At 59.8% G+C, this 15,024-nt stretch carries 15 protein-coding genes; 10 read left to right on the top strand and 5 right to left on the bottom strand.

Annotated features, from left to right (window positions below):
• The 5 genes from RRH01S_RS22790 to RRH01S_RS22810 form a co-directional block, all read right to left on the bottom strand.
• On the bottom strand, positions 1–573 hold a 573-nt coding region (locus RRH01S_RS22790; RefSeq protein WP_042474320.1), incomplete at its 3' end, for an ABC transporter substrate-binding protein.
• Between the two features lie 255 nt (positions 574–828).
• Positions 829–1,035, bottom strand: a complete 207-nt coding sequence (locus tag RRH01S_RS22795; protein WP_015917704.1) for a KTSC domain-containing protein — start codon at positions 1,033–1,035, stop codon at positions 829–831.
• A 177-nt stretch (positions 1,036–1,212) separates the two neighbouring features.
• Positions 1,213–2,397, bottom strand: a complete 1,185-nt coding sequence (locus RRH01S_RS22800) for an MFS transporter (RefSeq protein ID WP_015917705.1) — start codon at positions 2,395–2,397, stop codon at positions 1,213–1,215.
• On the bottom strand, positions 2,394–2,990 hold the full coding sequence (locus RRH01S_RS22805; RefSeq protein WP_015917706.1) for a GNAT family N-acetyltransferase: 597 nt from the start codon (positions 2,988–2,990) through the stop codon (positions 2,394–2,396). The genes RRH01S_RS22800 and RRH01S_RS22805 overlap by 4 nt, the downstream gene beginning before the upstream one ends.
• A gap of 111 nt (positions 2,991–3,101) precedes the next feature.
• Positions 3,102–3,875 carry an AraC family transcriptional regulator gene (locus RRH01S_RS22810; protein ID WP_015917707.1) on the bottom strand — a complete coding sequence of 258 codons (774 nt, stop codon included), beginning with the start codon at positions 3,873–3,875 and terminating at the stop codon, positions 3,102–3,104.
• Between the two features lie 93 nt (positions 3,876–3,968).
• Between RRH01S_RS22810 and RRH01S_RS22815 the strand changes: the two genes are divergently transcribed.
• The 10 genes from RRH01S_RS22815 to RRH01S_RS22860 all read left to right on the top strand — a co-directional run bounded on the left by RRH01S_RS22815 (position 3,969) and on the right by RRH01S_RS22860 (position 15,019).
• Positions 3,969–4,907, top strand: a complete 939-nt coding sequence (locus RRH01S_RS22815; RefSeq protein ID WP_015917708.1) for a DMT family transporter — start codon at positions 3,969–3,971, stop codon at positions 4,905–4,907.
• Positions 4,908–5,181: 274 nt separating this feature from the next.
• Positions 5,182–6,492 carry a sn-glycerol-3-phosphate ABC transporter substrate-binding protein UgpB gene (gene ugpB, locus RRH01S_RS22820; protein ID WP_015917709.1) on the top strand — a complete coding sequence of 437 codons (1,311 nt, stop codon included), beginning with the start codon at positions 5,182–5,184 and terminating at the stop codon, positions 6,490–6,492.
• A gap of 67 nt (positions 6,493–6,559) precedes the next feature.
• Positions 6,560–7,441: a sn-glycerol-3-phosphate ABC transporter permease UgpA gene (gene ugpA / locus RRH01S_RS22825; protein ID WP_015917710.1), complete on the top strand. Its 882-nt coding sequence runs from the start codon at positions 6,560–6,562 to the stop codon at positions 7,439–7,441.
• Between the two features lie 9 nt (positions 7,442–7,450).
• Positions 7,451–8,299 carry a sn-glycerol-3-phosphate ABC transporter permease UgpE gene (gene ugpE / locus RRH01S_RS22830; protein WP_007692888.1) on the top strand — a complete coding sequence of 283 codons (849 nt, stop codon included), beginning with the start codon at positions 7,451–7,453 and terminating at the stop codon, positions 8,297–8,299.
• Positions 8,299–9,351, top strand: coding sequence for a sn-glycerol-3-phosphate import ATP-binding protein UgpC (locus RRH01S_RS22835; protein ID WP_015917711.1), 1,053 nt, complete (start codon positions 8,299–8,301; stop codon positions 9,349–9,351). Before ugpE ends, RRH01S_RS22835 begins: the two co-directional genes overlap by 1 nt.
• 102 nt (positions 9,352–9,453) lie before the next feature.
• Positions 9,454–10,110 carry a DUF47 domain-containing protein gene (locus tag RRH01S_RS22840; RefSeq protein WP_034516163.1) on the top strand — a complete coding sequence of 219 codons (657 nt, stop codon included), beginning with the start codon at positions 9,454–9,456 and terminating at the stop codon, positions 10,108–10,110.
• The gene (locus tag RRH01S_RS22845) at positions 10,110–11,114 is read left to right on the top strand and encodes an inorganic phosphate transporter (protein ID WP_037219988.1); all 1,005 of its coding nucleotides are present in this window, start codon (positions 10,110–10,112) and stop codon (positions 11,112–11,114) included. Before RRH01S_RS22840 ends, RRH01S_RS22845 begins: the two co-directional genes overlap by 1 nt.
• A 481-nt stretch (positions 11,115–11,595) precedes the next feature.
• Positions 11,596–13,143 (top strand): ABC transporter substrate-binding protein, encoded by a 1,548-nt coding sequence (locus RRH01S_RS22850; protein ID WP_015917714.1) that lies wholly within the window; start codon positions 11,596–11,598, stop codon positions 13,141–13,143.
• 68 nt (positions 13,144–13,211) lie between these two features.
• Complete coding sequence (locus RRH01S_RS22855; RefSeq protein WP_007692880.1) at positions 13,212–14,183, top strand: ABC transporter permease; 972 nt, start codon at positions 13,212–13,214, stop codon at positions 14,181–14,183.
• On the top strand, positions 14,180–15,019 hold the full coding sequence (locus tag RRH01S_RS22860) for an ABC transporter permease (RefSeq protein WP_007692878.1): 840 nt from the start codon (positions 14,180–14,182) through the stop codon (positions 15,017–15,019). Before RRH01S_RS22855 ends, RRH01S_RS22860 begins: the two co-directional genes overlap by 4 nt.
• The last annotated feature ends 5 nt before the right edge of the window (positions 15,020–15,024 follow it).

The raw sequence follows: 15,024 nt of genomic DNA on the forward strand, positions 1-15,024 counted from the left end.
GGTCGCCTTCTGCAGATAGGTTGGGGACTGGATCCCGAGATAAGGCAGGCTAAGTCCCTGCAGCAGCGGTGCGAAAGACTGGCGATAGCTGATCACGACGATATTTGCGTTCGGCGCCTCGATCTTGTCGACTGGACCGAGCAACGATTTTGCATAGCTCGAGGTCGTTTTTGGATCGAGGATGCGATCGAAATTATACTTCACCGCCGCCGCATCGAGCGGCGTGCCATCGCTGAAGGTCACGCCCGGCCGCAGATGAAACGTATAGACCGTGTTGTCGCCGTTGATCTCCCAGCGCTCGGCCAGCCAGGGAGTAAAGCTGTTGTCCTCAGCCTGGCCGACCAGCGAGTCGACGATATTACGGGTGATGACGGCGGTAATCGAACTGCCGGTGATCGACGGATCGATGATGGCGGTATCCGTCCCCAGGCCAACCTTGAGGATGCCGCCATCGATCGGCTTGGCGCCCTCGGACGCCGCCCAGGCATGGGCACCGGCCAGCGAAAGGAAAGAGAAGGCAACGGCCGCGCGGACGCTGCTTCTTAACGAAACTCCAAAGACTGCACGCCCCATATTCTAAGCCCCGATATTGGAAACGATCAAAATTGACCGGCCCTGCCGGCGTGCAAACCTGCAACGCATCGGCAATCCCGTGCTTGGAATATTGTCTATTAAATTAGTGGACTAAAGGTATTCTGGTTCTTTTGACGCGACGTTCGAAAAATACCATTTCAATCTTACGCGGCTTATCTATCCACGGAAGGTCATCCGGCCTCCGGTCGCAGTGGCTTGACCTGCCAGGATGCAAGGCCCCGCCAATATCAAATACTAGGCGACGCGCTCGAAGCGGGTACGGATATGTTCGATGTAATGCTGGCCGGGCGAAGCCGCCTTGACCATGGCGATAGCGGCCTTTTCCGGAACGCCGGCAAACAGACGCTCCTCGCCGTTTTTGAAGCGAATATAAAGACGTCCGTCCTCGGGATGGAAAGCGACGGATTTAATGATTTTCGATGAAACTGGAAACTCTTTCATAGCGCCCTCTTCTTTGAAACGGTTATGCCATGAAAATCCCAACATCGCGTGAAGTGACCTAGTTAAAGAAGAGTAGTCTGCAACCATCAGTTTTTATCGAACGGCGGAAGCGATGGCTTGCCGGGCTAGACCTGACCCTATTTCTGGCCGGTTTTCGGGGCGGAATTTGTCAATCGCCTACATGGGGAGACCGAGCCGCCGCCTGCCCAGCAGGTGCAAGACGGCGGCCGCAATCAGCGCAACCATCGAAATGCTTGCCGACAAGTAGAGCGCACCGGCTTGTCCGAAACCATCTATGACGAATGCATAGATCACGGGTGCTGTGGCAGAGAGAACGAAGCTCGGGGCGATCAGGCTTCCCACCACCGAGCCGTAGCTGCGGGGATCGAACAGGATGAGCGGAAGCGTGCCACGGGTGATCGTCAGCAGTCCATTGCCGATGCCGTAGAGAGCTGCAAAGACGATGGCCGCGACTATCGATGTGCCGGCAAACAGGCCCGCGGCGAAAGCAATCGGAAGCATCAGGGATGCGAGAAGAGTGAGGAGGAGCGGATCGATCTCGCGGCCGAAAAGCACCTCGCAGAGGCGTGCGAGAGATTGCCCGACGCCGCGCGAAGCGGCGATCCAGACGGCTGCCGACGCAGCCAGACCAAGACCGGTCAAGATACCGATCATATGGGCGGACATGCCGGCGTTCAGGAAATTGGCAAGGCCCGTCAGCAATGCATAGAGTCCGCCGAAGACGATGACGTGCCTAGGCTCGCTTGCGAGCGGCGGAGAATGCGCGGCGGTCTCTGACTGGGCTCCCGCCTGCTCTTCCGGGATCGCCAGATAGAGCGGGATTGTCAAAAGAGCGAGGCCACCATAGACGGCAACCGCGCCGCGCCAGCCGAAAGTGACGGCAAGGAAATGACCGGCCGGCCAGAAGGTGGCGGAGGCAAGGCCGCCCAACAGAGTGATCTGGGACATGGGGCGACGGGCCTGGAGACCACCGATCCGTGCGAGCGCCGCAAATGCCGCATCATAAAGGGTGAGCCGCATGGCGATGCCGAGACAGATCCAGGCAGCGTAATACCCCGTCAGCGTCTCGCAGATGGCGAGCGCGAAACATCCGATCGCCGTCAGCACAGCCCCCGCGACCATCACTTTTCGTCCACCTAGACGATCGATCGAGCGCCCGGCAAGCGGCGAGACCATGCCCATCGCCAACAGCCCTATCGCAAATCCGCCATGGATGATCTCGCTTGACCAGCCAAGATCGGCAGCCATCAACATGTCGAATACGCCGATCAGGTAATAGGTAACACCCCAGGCGATGAGCTGCGATAACGCAAGGCACAGGATCGTCCTGCCGGAAATCACCGATCCGCTTCCGGTTTGTTTTGCGCCGGCGTCGTCTGGTCGCCCTCCCCCAATGCCCGTTGCATCAGCACCGTATCCACCCATCGGCCAAGCTTGAAGCCTGCGGACTTGAACGTCCCGATGGGCTGGAACCCCATCCGGCGATGCAGTGCGAGCGAGCCTGCATTGCCGCTATTGCCGATGACGGCCAGCATCTGTCGCCAAGGCCCCTTCTCGCAGCGGGCGATGAGTTCCTGGAGAAGCGCGCTGCCGACACCCCGGCCGCCGAGACCATCCGCGACGTAGACCGAATCCTCGATCGAGAAACGATAGGCGGGGCGAGGTCGATAGGCGGTCGCATAGCTGTAGCCGACGATCTCGCCATTCAATTCGGCAACGAGATAGGGCAGCCCCACGCCGAGCACGGACGCCCGGCGCGACCGAAGCTCGTCGGCCGATGGCGGCACCTCCTCGAACGTCGCCAGTCCGTGGAGAACATGATGCGTATAGATGTCGCGGATGGCCTCCATATCCCCATCGCTGGCATCGCGAATGGCGGGCCGATCCCGCTCAATGGATATGTCTCGGCCTTCCAAGGTCTGGTCGCTTTTCATTGCTCAATCTCTTCTCAACACGCCGTTATCTTTAACGATGCCGCATCATGGAGAACGGCAGATCATGAATGAAGCTTTTGGAAATTATACGAAGCATAAGGAAAACTTTGCCTATCGACCGACCCGGTACTGCTCCGGCGTCTTGCCGGACAGGCGTTTGAACATGGCGATGAAGGCCGAAGGCGTGCTGTAGCCAAGGTCGAAGGCGATTGCCTGTATGGTGCGCCCCTTGTCGAGCCACTCGACGGCGCATAGGAAACGCATCCGCTGCCGCCATTCCCCGAGCGAAATCCCGAGTTCGCGCTGGCAGCGCCGCTCCAGCGTGCGGACCGTCATATGGAAGCGCTCCGCCCAGGCCGCGAGCGGCAGGTCGCTTGCCGGATCGGCCTGAAGCGCATCCAGGATCGACTGGATTTCAGCCGAAGCGGCATGAGGCAGATAGGCCTCGTGCGGTGGCGCGATCTCGATCTGGTCGAGCAGGACCTCGGCGAGCCGCCGGTCACGATCGGTCTCCGGCACATGAATGTCACGTTCGGCGAAATCGACGAGGATCGCCCGCAAGATCGGACTTAGTTCCAGCGCACAGGGCCGATCGGAAAACCGCCCCGAGCACTGAGCTGAAATATAGACCGAGCGATAGGCGGTCGCGGTCTCATTATAGGCGCTGTGTTTCCAGCGCGGCGGGATCCAGACGGCATAGTGTGGCGGTGACAAAAAGCGCTTGCCCTCCACATCGATATTCATCGAGCCGTAGGAAACAAAGCTCAACTGACCGAAGACATGTGCGTGCGGCGCCATATAGGTGTCGGGACCGAAATCCTCCGCCCGGAAATAGACGTCCGAAGGCAGATCTTCCAAAGGTGGCGGCACGGCGATGGTGGGCATCTGTCAGTCTCGCATTACGCTTTGTCGCAATCGAAGCATATACCGAGAAGGCGACGCGATCTACGCTGGCCTTGAACCAAATGGACAGGGCGGATGAGCTACATCCTTCTCCTCATCACGGCATTGATCTGGGGTGGCAACGCCATCGTCACCAAGGCATCGGCCGGTGTTATTTCGCCGGCGGAAATCGCCTTCTACCGGTGGGTTCTGGCAATCCTGATCCTGACGCCGTTTGTCGCCCGGCAGGTCTGGATGAACCGTGCGGTGCTCGCCACTCATGGCTGGCGCCTCCTGATCCTGGGCCTTCTCGGCGGCGCGGCGCTCCCCTATCTCTCCTATATTGCCGCCCGATACACCTCGGCCATGCATCTCGGCATTATCCAGTCGCTGATGCCTCTTCTGTCTCTGGTTCTGGCGATCATCCTGCTCGGTCACCGGATGACCTATGGCGCGCTTGCCGGCGGGATCGTCTCGCTCCTGGGCGTTGCCGTCGTCGCCTCGCATGGGCAGCTCGCGACCCTGTTTACGCAAGGCCCCAATATCGGTGACGCGATCATGCTGGCGGCAACCGTCTGCTATGCCCTCTACACCGTTCTTCTCAAGCGCTGGCCGAACGGCCTGCCCCTGCTGCAATCGCTCTACCTTCAGGCATGTGCCGCCGCCATCTCGCTGCTGCCGATCTATCTCCTATCCCCCAGGCTGGGCATCAGCACGGCCAGCCTGCCGCTGATCGCCTATGCCGGCGCCGCCGCTTCCGTTGCAGCACCTTTGCTCTGGATGCGCGGGATCGATCATATCGGCCCGGCAAGGGCATCGCTGTTCTTCAACTTCGTGCCCGTCGTCACCGCCATCCTGGCGATCCCGCTGCTGTCCGAGCAACTCACGGCCAGTCTTGTCCTGGGCGGAGCCTTGACCATGAGCGGCGTCATTCTCGCGGAGCTTTGGCGTCGACCGCTGGCCGGTGAAAACCCGGAAGCCGGCCGGCATCGCCTGCAAGGTTCAACCGAAGGAAATTTGCGCAGCGGCGAGTGAGATTTCCACAAGCGGAATCTTTACAAGCCGCACTGTCACAAAACTGTCGTATATTCTCATTTCTCAGCATAAATAGATGGTTCGGATGATTCAGTCGTCGTTGCCTCTTTCCAAAAAGAGCGAAGAAATGACGAAGGGCAATCGTTCTTGCCGCGAGGAATCCGTTGCAAACAGCGGTTTTCGAATGGAATGTCCGGCGTGAGGATCGAGGAGGATCCTCGCTGGAAATGGGGTTGGGTGCGGTCTGCGCCTGTCGGGACACTTGGGAGGAAACATGTCCATACGTTTTATCTGCGCTTCAGCTGCGGCGATTGCCGCCTCGTTTTCCGTTACATCGAACGCATTTGCGCTGACCGAGCTCCAATGGTGGCACGCCATGTCGGGCGCCAATAACGAGGTCGTCGAGCAACTGGCCAAGGAATTCAACGAGAGCCAGAAGGACTACAAGATCGTCCCGGTCTTCAAGGGCACCTATCCGGAAGCGCTGAATGCCGGCATCGCCGCGTTTCGAGCCAAGCAGGCTCCGGCAATCCTGCAGGTCTTCGACGCCGGTAGCGGCGTGATGATGGGGGCCGAAGGCGCGATCATGCCGGCGGCCAACGTACTGAAGAAGGGCGGCTATACCTTCGACAAGTCGCTGTATCTGCCCGGCATCGTCTCCTATTATTCCAGGCCCGACGGGACCATGCTGTCCTTCCCCTACAACTCCTCCTCGCCGATCCTTTATTACAACAAGGACACCTTCAAGAAGGCCGGGCTCGATCCCGAAAGCCCGCCGAAGACCTGGCCGGAAGTGTTCGACGCCGCCAAGAAGATCAAGTCGAGCGGTGCATCGGCCTGCGGCTTCACCTCCACCTGGCTCACCTGGATCCAGACCGAGAACTTTGCCGCCTGGAACAATGTCGCCTATGGCAGCAATGAAAACGGCCTCGGCGGCACCGACGTCAAACTCGAATTCAACACGCCGCTCTTCGAGAAGCACTTCCAGGCGATCGCCGATCTCGCCAAGGACGGCACCTTCCGCTACGGCGGCCGTACGTCGGAAGCCAAGCAGCTCTTCACCTCCGGAGAATGCGGCATCCTGACGGAATCTTCCGGCGGTCTCGGCGATATCGTCAAGAGCGGCATGAATTACGGCATCGGACAGCTCCCCTATTACGACGGTGAAGGCCGGCCGCAAAACACCATCCCCGGCGGCGCCAGCCTTTGGGTTTTCGGGGGCAAGACCGATACCGAATATAAGGGCATAGCCGAATTCTTTCACTTCCTCTCGCAGACCAAGATCCAGTCGCGACTGCATCAGGTCTCCGGCTACCTGCCGGTGACGATGGCGGCCTATGAGGAGACGAAGAAGTCCGGCTTCTACGAGAAGAACCCAGGCCGCGAGACGCCGATCCTGCAGATGCTCGGCAAGGCGCCGACAGCGAACTCCAAGGGCGTGCGCCTGGTCAACCTGCCGCAGGTGCGCGACATCATGAACGAGGAGTTCGAGGCGATGCTGGCCGGCAAGGAAGACGCAAAGACCGCGCTCGACAAGGCCGTTCAGCGCGGCAACGCCGCCATCCAGCAGGCCATCGGCAATTGACGCATTGATGCGGTCCAGCCCGCAGCCGCTGAGGCTGCGGGCAATTTCCCCGTCCTAGGAGATCGCCGTGCAGCGTGTCGTCTTTCCCAACAAGATCCTTCCCTATCTCCTCGTTGCTCCGCAGATCATCCTGACGGTGGTCTTCTTTTTCTGGCCGGCAAGCCAGGCGCTTTATCAGTCGATGCAGCGCGAGGATCCCTTCGGACTGAAGAGCGGCTTCGTGGGGCTCGCCAATTTCCGCGCCGTGCTGTCCGACGAGACCTATCTGCACTCCCTGCAGGTGACGGTGGTCTTCAGTGTCGCGACGGCGCTGCTGTCGATGATCGTCGCGCTGGCGCTTGCGACCGCCGCCGACAAGGTGGTGCGCGGGCAGACCCTCTATCGCACGCTGCTGATCTGGCCCTATGCGGTCGCACCCGCCGTCGCCGGCATGTTGTGGCTCTTCATGTTCAATCCGGCGATGGGCACCCTCGCCTATATTCTGCGCCGCAACGGCTTTGCCTGGGATCCGCTGTTGAACGGCAACCAGGCCATGGTGCTGGTGATCGTTGCCGCCGCCTGGAAGCAGATCAGCTACAATTTCCTGTTCTTCGTTGCCGGCTTGCAAGCAATCCCCAAATCACTGCTGGAAGCCGCCTCCATCGACGGCGCGCGCGGCAACCGGCGCTTCTGGACTATCGTCTTTCCACTGCTCGCGCCGACGACCTTCTTCCTGCTGGTGGTCAACACGGTCTACGCCTTCTTCGACACCTTCGGCATCATCCATGCCGTTACCGGCGGCGGTCCGGCCAAGGCGACGGAGACCCTCGTCTACAAGGTCTACAATGACGGCTTCGTCAATCTCAACCTCGGCTCCTCGGCAGCCCAGTCCGTCATCCTCATGGTGATTGTCATTGCGCTCACGGCCTTCCAATTCCGCTTCGTCGAGAAGCGCGTGCATTATGCGTGAGGCGAGCCGATGATCGAAAAACGTCCCGTCGCCAATCTCATCGGCCATCTGATGCTGATCCTCGGCATCATCATCGTCGCCTTCCCGATCTATTACACCTTCGTCGCCTCGACGATGACTTCAGCTGAAATCCTGCGGCCGCCGATCTCGCTGCTGCCCGGCGGTCATTTTGTCGAGAACTATGGGGAAGCGCTTTCCGGCGGCGTCGAGCGCGTGGTCGGCGTCAGCCTGCCGCGCATGCTCTGGAACACATTCGTCGTGGCGGTCGTCATCGCCGTCGGCAAGATCGCGATTTCCTTCCTGTCGGCCTTCGCGATCGTCTTCTTCCGCTTTCCGCTGCGGATGGTGTTCTTCTGGATGATCTTCGTGACGCTGATGCTGCCGGTGGAAGTCCGCATCCTGCCGACCTACAAGGTCATCGTCGATCTCGGCATGATCGACACCTATGCCGGCCTGACCCTGCCGCTGATGGCGTCAGCCACCGCGACCTTTTTATTCCGGCAATTCTTCCTGACGGTTCCCGGTGAGTTGCTGGAGGCGGCGCGCATCGACAATGCCGGACCCTTCCGCTTCATGCGCGATATCCTGCTGCCGCTGTCGAAGACCAATATCGCCGCCCTGTTCGTGATCCTCTTCATCTATGGCTGGACGCAGTATCTGTGGCCGCTGCTCGTCACCAACGACGCCAAGATGTCGACGATCATCATTGGGCTCCGGAAAATGGTGGATTTCGCCGATGCGGCGACGCCGTGGAATTTCGTGATGGTGACGGCGATCCTGGCGATCATTCCGCCTATCGTCGTCGTGGTGCTGATGCAGCGCTGGTTCGTCAAAGGTCTTGTGGAGACGGAGAAATAATGGCTGGGATCACCCTCAAGGATGTCCGCAAAACCTATGGCGGCGGCATCGACGTCATCAAGGGCGTGTCGCTCGATATTGCTGACGGCGAACTCGTCGTGCTGGTCGGGCCTTCCGGCTGCGGCAAGTCTACGCTGCTGCGCATGATTGCCGGCCTGGAAAGCATCACCTCGGGCACGGTGTCGATCAATGATCGGGTGGTCAACGAGCTGGAGCCGTCGGACCGTGACATCGCCATGGTCTTCCAGAATTATGCGCTCTATCCGCATATGACGGTGCGCCAGAACCTGGCCTACGGGTTGAAGAACCGCAACATGCCGAAGGACGAGATCGAGCGGCGGATCGCCAAGACGGCTCGCTCGCTGGAGATCGAGCAATTCCTGGAGCGCAAACCGCGCCAATTGTCCGGCGGCCAGCGCCAGCGCGTCGCCATGGGCCGCGCCATCGTGCGCGAGCCGGCGGCCTTCCTGTTCGATGAGCCGCTCTCCAATCTCGACGCCAAGCTGCGCGTGCAGATGCGCGTCGAGATCAAGCGGCTGCAACGCTCTCTCGCAACCACCAGCGTCTACGTCACGCACGACCAGATGGAGGCGATGACGCTGGCCGACCGACTTGTCGTGCTGAATGGCGGCCGGATCGAGCAGGTCGGCACGCCCATCGAGCTTTACGAGCGGCCGGCCACGACCTTCGTCGCAACCTTCATCGGCTCGCCATCGATGAACCTCCTGAAGATCACGGAGAAAAGTGGCCTTGCCCTTTCGGCAGGTGCCGGCTCCGTCAGCAGCGACACGACCATCGGCATCCGGCCCGAAGACCTTCATCTGGCCGAAGGTGGAAAGGCCGCCGCGTTTAGCGCGAGGGTGCGCGTCCAGGCGGTCGAGCTGGTGGGCGCGGAAAGCTATGTCTACGGCATCCTTCCGGACGGCCAGGACATCGTCTTTCGCGTTTCCGGGCGGTCTCAGATCGCGATCGATGCCGAGCTTGTGGTTGCCGCTTCCGCCAATGCCTTGCATTTCTTCGACGGCGAGGGAAACAGAATAGAGCCCGCCTGAACGGTTCAAACCTTGGGACGACGCTGTTGGAGCGTGTCGTTTCCCAGGCGTATCGGCTTTTCATGTCACGCTCCGTCATTTATGACGGATTTATGACAACGCATGTTTGGAGCGCCGACAGTGAACTGGTTTCGTAAATTGATGCCACGGGAAGATCGCTTTTTTGATCTCTTCGAGCGGCATTCCCGCACCATCGTCGGCGCGGCCGAAGCTTTGAACGAATTGCTGGCCGGCAAGGACACGGAGCAACATTGCCAGCGCATCGTCGCGCTCGAAAACGAGGCCGATGAGATTGCCCGCGAAGTGCTGCTCGCCGTTCGGCGCAGCTTCATCACGCCCTTCGATCGCGGGGATATCAAGGACCTGATCATGTCGATGGATGATGCCATCGACATGATGCACAAGACGGTCAAGACCATCCGGCTGTTCGAACAGACCAGTTTCGATCCCAGAATGCAGGAGATGGGCGCTGCGATCGTCCAGGCCGCCAAGCTGGTCGCCGAGGCAATCCCGCTGCTCGATCGCATGGGTGCCAACTCGGCGCGCCTCAGCGTGCTCACCGAAGAAGTGGTGAAAGTCGAGGGCCGTTCCGACGAACTGCATGAGCAGGGTCTCAAGGATCTCTTCCGCCGTCATGGCGGGTCGAACCCAATGGCCTATATCATCGGCAGCGAGATCTATGGTGAACTGGAGAAAGTGGTCGACCGCTTCGAGGACGTCGCCAATGAGATCAGCGGCATCGTGATCGAGAACGTCTGATGGAGGCCACCCTCGCCCTTCCGCTGCTGGCGGGCCTGATTGCCGTCGCACTGTTCTTCGACTTTCTCAACGGGCTGCACGACGCGGCCAATTCGATCGCCACCATCGTCTCCACCCGCGTGCTGCGGCCGCAATATGCCGTAATGTGGGCCGCTTTCTTCAATTTCATCGCCTTCCTGTTCTTCGGCCTGCATGTGGCCGAAACCCTCGGCACCGGCATCATCGATCCGGGCATCGTCACGCCGCAGGTCATCTTCGCCGCGCTGATGGGCGCCATCGTCTGGAATATCGTCACCTGGATATTCGGCATCCCGTCGAGTTCGTCGCATGCGCTGGTCGGCGGACTGGTCGGCGCCGGACTGGCCAAGACCGGCACAAGCGCGATTGTCTGGTCAGGCCTGCTGAAGACGGCCGGCGCCATCGTGCTTTCGCCGATGCTGGGCTTCGTGCTCGCGCTTCTCCTTATCTTGTGCGTGACGTGGATCTTCGTCCGGCAGACACCCTTTGCCGTCGACAGCACATTCCGCGTGCTGCAATTCATCTCCGCCTCGCTCTATTCGCTCGGTCATGGCGGCAACGATGCCCAGAAGACGATGGGGATCATTGCCGTGCTGCTCTATTCCCAAGGCTATGGCGGCGGGGAGTTCCATGTGCCGCTCTGGGTGGTGCTGTCCTGCCAGTCCGCGATGGCGCTTGGAACCTTGTTCGGCGGCTGGCGGATCGTGCATACGATGGGCTCGAAGATCACCAAGCTCAATCCGATGCAGGGCTTCTGCGCGGAGACTGGCGGCGCAATCACATTGTTTGCGGCGACCTGGCTCGGCATTCCGGTCTCGACGACCCACACGATCACCGGCGCCATTATCGGCGTCGGCGCTTCCCGGCGCCTTTCCGCGGTGCGCTGGGGGCTCGCCGGCAATATCGTCATCGCATGGGTGGTGACGCTGCCTGCCGCTGCTGCAATCTCCGCGCTGGTCTATTGGGTCATGAACCGGGTGGGCTGAGCGCCCACCCAAAGACTCTGTGCCTCTTCTGTAACAAAGCGGCTCTCTGGGCAGCACCCATCAATCGCAGCCGTAGACCTTTCGTCTACTATCTCTCCCTCGCGCTCCTCTCGAACATTTGCTTCTGCGCCAGCATTTAGACCGGTGCTTTTTTCGGCAATTCAAGCTTCTCCCCGCCCGCCTGCATCCAACTATGAGCAATTAATAAGCACCTCAAGGGCGCGCTCAAAACTTATGCGAATTTTCCCAGGGAGCCGCTTGACAGGTAGCGCTTGGGAGGCTCTTAATGCGACCACTGATGCAAACATATACCAGTATATCGGTTGACCATCGGAGCGTCGTCCGCCCTGACTGACACGCAAAAAGCTCCGATCCGTTGAATAAGCACCGCCCCTTCTGACAGCCGTAACCCGGCTTTCGGAGCGATGCCGCAATGCAAAGTAACGTCCGCAAGCAAACGAAAATCCATAAGGGGAACTTCATGCGACGCCTGCTTTCCATGTCCCTCGCCCTGATCCTTACCGCAAGTGCCGCCTATGCCGCGCCGGTCGAGGGCGGCAAGATCAATCTCATCGTCCAGCCGGAACCGCCGGGGCTGATGATCGGCATCGTCTCGAACGGTCCAAGCGGACTTGTCGGCGGTGAAATCTATGAAAGTCTGCTGCGCTACGACGACAAACTGCGGCCAATGCCTTCATTGGCGAAATCGTGGGAAATCTCATCCGACGGACTGACCTACACCTTTCACCTGCAGGATAATGTGAAATTCCACGATGGGCAGCCGATGACGTCAGCGGACGTCCTATTTTCTGTGAAAGACTTCCTGCCCAAAACGCTTGCAAAGCATCGAAATACGATGGCACGCGTGGAAAGCGTCACTGCGCCGGATGACAAGACCGTCGTCTTTAAGCTCAAGCAGCCCTTCGAGCCCTTCATCCGCGCCATGGATTACGGCGCAATGCCCATCATCCCGAAACATATCTATGAGGGCACGGACTATATGACCAATCCGGCCAACGAAAAGCCGATCGGGACGGGGCCGTTCAAGTTCGTTGAATGGAAAAAGGGCAGCTACATCAAGCTGGAGAAGAACAAGGACTATTACATCAAGGGCAAGCCCTATCTTGACGAAGTCTACTACCACATCATCCCGGACGCAGCATCCAGATCGGTTGCCTACGAGACGGGAAAGGTCGATGTCCTGCCCGGCGGATCGGTAGAGAATTTCGACGTTCCCAGGGTGTCCGCCCTCCCCAATACCTGCGTGACACAGAAGGGATGGGAGTTTTATTCGCCTCTTTCGTGGTTGTGGCTGAACAATCGCACCGCCCCCATGGACAATCCGAAATTCCGTCAGGCGATCATGTATGCGCTCGACCGGGGGTTCGCGCGTGATGCACTGTGGAATGGAATGGGCAAGGTTGCGACCGGTCCCTTCTCATCCGGATTGCCCTTCTATGCGCAAGGCGGCCCGGAATACCCCTATGATCCTGACAAGTCCAAGGCCCTGCTGAAAGAGATCGGCTACAACGGTAAACCGCTTCGGCTTCTCCCCTTGCCATATGGCGAGACCTGGCAGCGTTGGGCGGAGGCCGTGAAGCAGAATCTTGCAGATGTCGGCATCCCGGTGGAAATCGAGGCCACGGACGTGGCGGGTTGGAACCAGAAGGTCAGCAACTGGGATTACGACCTGGCATTTACCTACCTTTACCAGAATGGCGACCCGGCGGTTGGCGTCGAGCGCAATTACAAGTCGGCGCAGATTGCCAAGGGTTCCCCCTGGAACAATGTCGAAGGCTATAGCAATGCGGATATAGACAAGCTTCTCGAGCAAGCGGCCTTTGCGTTTCCGGCGGAGAAGCGAAAGGTCCTCTACGATCAGGTGCAGGTGAAACTGCAGGAAGACGTGCCCGTGGCCTGGCTTCTCGAACTCAGCTTCCCGACGATCTACAACTGCAAAATCAAGGATCTGATCACCACCGGAATGGGTTTGAACGATTCTCTTCGTGACACCTACATCGAGCAGTGAATTGCTGCGCGAGACATGTCTCGCGCAGCTCTCCCGCAATGCATGGAAACCCTAACCAGGGGGCTGTTATGGTGCGCTTCGTGGCAGGACGATTGCTAAAGGCTGCTGTCATCCTGATCTGCATAACAATTTTGAACTTCCTCCTCATTCATGCCGCTCCGGGTGACCCCGCGGCGGTCATGGCGGGAGAAGCCGGCGATGCCGACGCCACCTTCCTGCAACAATTGCGGGAGCGCTTTGGACTTGACCAGCCGCTTTATGTACAGCTCTGGATCTATGTCTCATCCGTCATGCGGCTCGATCTCGGCTATTCCTACCGCCAGCAGCTCCCCGTTATCCAGTTGATCGCGGACCGCCTTCCAGCGACGCTTCTTCTCTCCCTCACCGCCTTCGTCATTTCATTGGGGCTCGGCATTCTCGCCGGAGCTGTTGCCTCGGCTCGACAGGGGCGTTGGTCGGATACGATCATCTCGCTGGTAGCACTTATCTTCTATGCGACGCCGCTCTTCTGGCTGGCACTGATGGCGGTACTTTTGTTTTCCGTGCAGCTCGGCTGGCTACCCGGCTTCGGTTACGAGACGGTCGGCGCCGATTACACGGGCTTTACCCGCGCCTTCGATATTCTTTATCACCTCATCTTGCCTGCCCTGACGCTCGGGCTGTTTTTTATGGCCGTCTATGCGCGCATGACGCGTGCCTCGATGCTGGAAGTGAGCCGCATGGATTTCGTCAAGACGGCGAAGGCCAAGGGGCTGCGCCCCGCCGTCATCCAGCGCCGCCATGTCCTGCGCAATGCCATCCTCCCGGTCGTGACCCTTGCCGGCCTCCAGGCCGGGCAACTGGTGGGCGGCGCGGTTTTGATCGAAACGGTCTTCGCCTGGCCTGGCATTGGGCGCCTGATGTTCGATGCACTATCCCAGCGCGACTATAACCTGCTCCTCGGCGTCTTCATCGTCTCCGCCGCCATGGTGCTTCTCTTCAATCTGATCACCGATGTGCTCTATCGCATCGTCGATCCGCGTATCCGGGTGACGTCATGAAGGATTTCTGGAAACGCTTCTCCCGCAACAAAGGCGCCGTCATCGGTCTCCTTATTCTGTTCGCTGTTATCGCCCTTTCGATTGTCGCTCCATTTCTCTACCCGAAATCGCCCTGGGCCATGGTGCAACGGCCGTTCCTGGCGCCTTTCACCATGGATCGGTTTCCGTTGGGAACCGATCCGATGGGCCGCGACCTCGCCTCCGGCCTCGCCCATGGCGCTCAGGTCTCGCTGCTCGTCGGCTTCGTCTCGACGGTCGTGTCGCTGGTAATCGGCATACCGATCGGCGCGATCGCCGGCTATTTCGGCGGTTGGGTGGACGATTGTCTGATGCGCTTTACCGAATTCTTCCAGAGCGTGCCGAGCTTCGCACTTGCCGTGGTACTGGTCGCCATCTTCCAGCCGTCCATCGCATCGATCGTGGTGGCGATTGCCGTGGTGTCGTGGCCGCCGGTCGCCCGGCTGCTGCGCGGAGAGGTGATGTCGCTCAGGTCACGGGAATTCGTCGAGGCGGCGGTACTGTCCGGCCAGACGCACGCAACCATCATCTGGCGGCAGATCCTGCCCAACACGCTGTCTCCGATCATCGTGCTTGCCTCGATGATGGTGGCCGCCGCCATTCTCATCGAAAGCTCGCTGTCCTTCCTTGGGCTTGGCGACCGCAACGTCATGTCCTGGGGCTATATCATCGGCGCGGGTCGCACGGTTATCCGGCAGGCCTGGTGGGTCAGCTTCTTTCCGGGTCTTGCCATCCTGCTCACAGTGCTCGCCCTCAACCTCGTCGGCGAGGGACTGAACGATGCCCTCAATCCGCGCCTCGCGCGCCGTGGAAAGTGAGGGGA

It is taken from the genome of Rhizobium rhizogenes NBRC 13257 (assembly GCF_000696095.1).
Classification (GTDB): domain Bacteria; phylum Pseudomonadota; class Alphaproteobacteria; order Rhizobiales; family Rhizobiaceae; genus Rhizobium; species Rhizobium rhizogenes.

Bases quoted from the DNA above. Each gene is read 5' to 3' on its own strand.
- RRH01S_RS22795 (WP_015917704.1), bottom strand. From the start codon at position 1,035: ATGAAAGAGTTTCCAGTTTCATCGAAAATCATTAAATCCGTCGCTTTC.
- RRH01S_RS22805 (WP_015917706.1), bottom strand. From the start codon at position 2,990: ATGAAAAGCGACCAGACCTTGGAAGGCCGAGACATATCCATTGAGCGG.
- RRH01S_RS22810 (WP_015917707.1), bottom strand. From the start codon at position 3,875: ATGCCCACCATCGCCGTGCCGCCACCTTTGGAAGATCTGCCTTCGGAC.
- RRH01S_RS22815 (WP_015917708.1), top strand. From the start codon at position 3,969: ATGAGCTACATCCTTCTCCTCATCACGGCATTGATCTGGGGTGGCAAC.
- ugpB (WP_015917709.1), top strand. From the start codon at position 5,182: ATGTCCATACGTTTTATCTGCGCTTCAGCTGCGGCGATTGCCGCCTCG.
- ugpE (WP_007692888.1), top strand. From the start codon at position 7,451: ATGATCGAAAAACGTCCCGTCGCCAATCTCATCGGCCATCTGATGCTG.
- RRH01S_RS22835 (WP_015917711.1), top strand. From the start codon at position 8,299: ATGGCTGGGATCACCCTCAAGGATGTCCGCAAAACCTATGGCGGCGGC.
- RRH01S_RS22840 (WP_034516163.1), top strand. From the start codon at position 9,454: ATGTTTGGAGCGCCGACAGTGAACTGGTTTCGTAAATTGATGCCACGG.
- RRH01S_RS22845 (WP_037219988.1), top strand. From the start codon at position 10,110: ATGGAGGCCACCCTCGCCCTTCCGCTGCTGGCGGGCCTGATTGCCGTC.
- RRH01S_RS22850 (WP_015917714.1), top strand. From the start codon at position 11,596: ATGCGACGCCTGCTTTCCATGTCCCTCGCCCTGATCCTTACCGCAAGT.
- RRH01S_RS22855 (WP_007692880.1), top strand. From the start codon at position 13,212: ATGGTGCGCTTCGTGGCAGGACGATTGCTAAAGGCTGCTGTCATCCTG.
- RRH01S_RS22860 (WP_007692878.1), top strand. From the start codon at position 14,180: ATGAAGGATTTCTGGAAACGCTTCTCCCGCAACAAAGGCGCCGTCATC.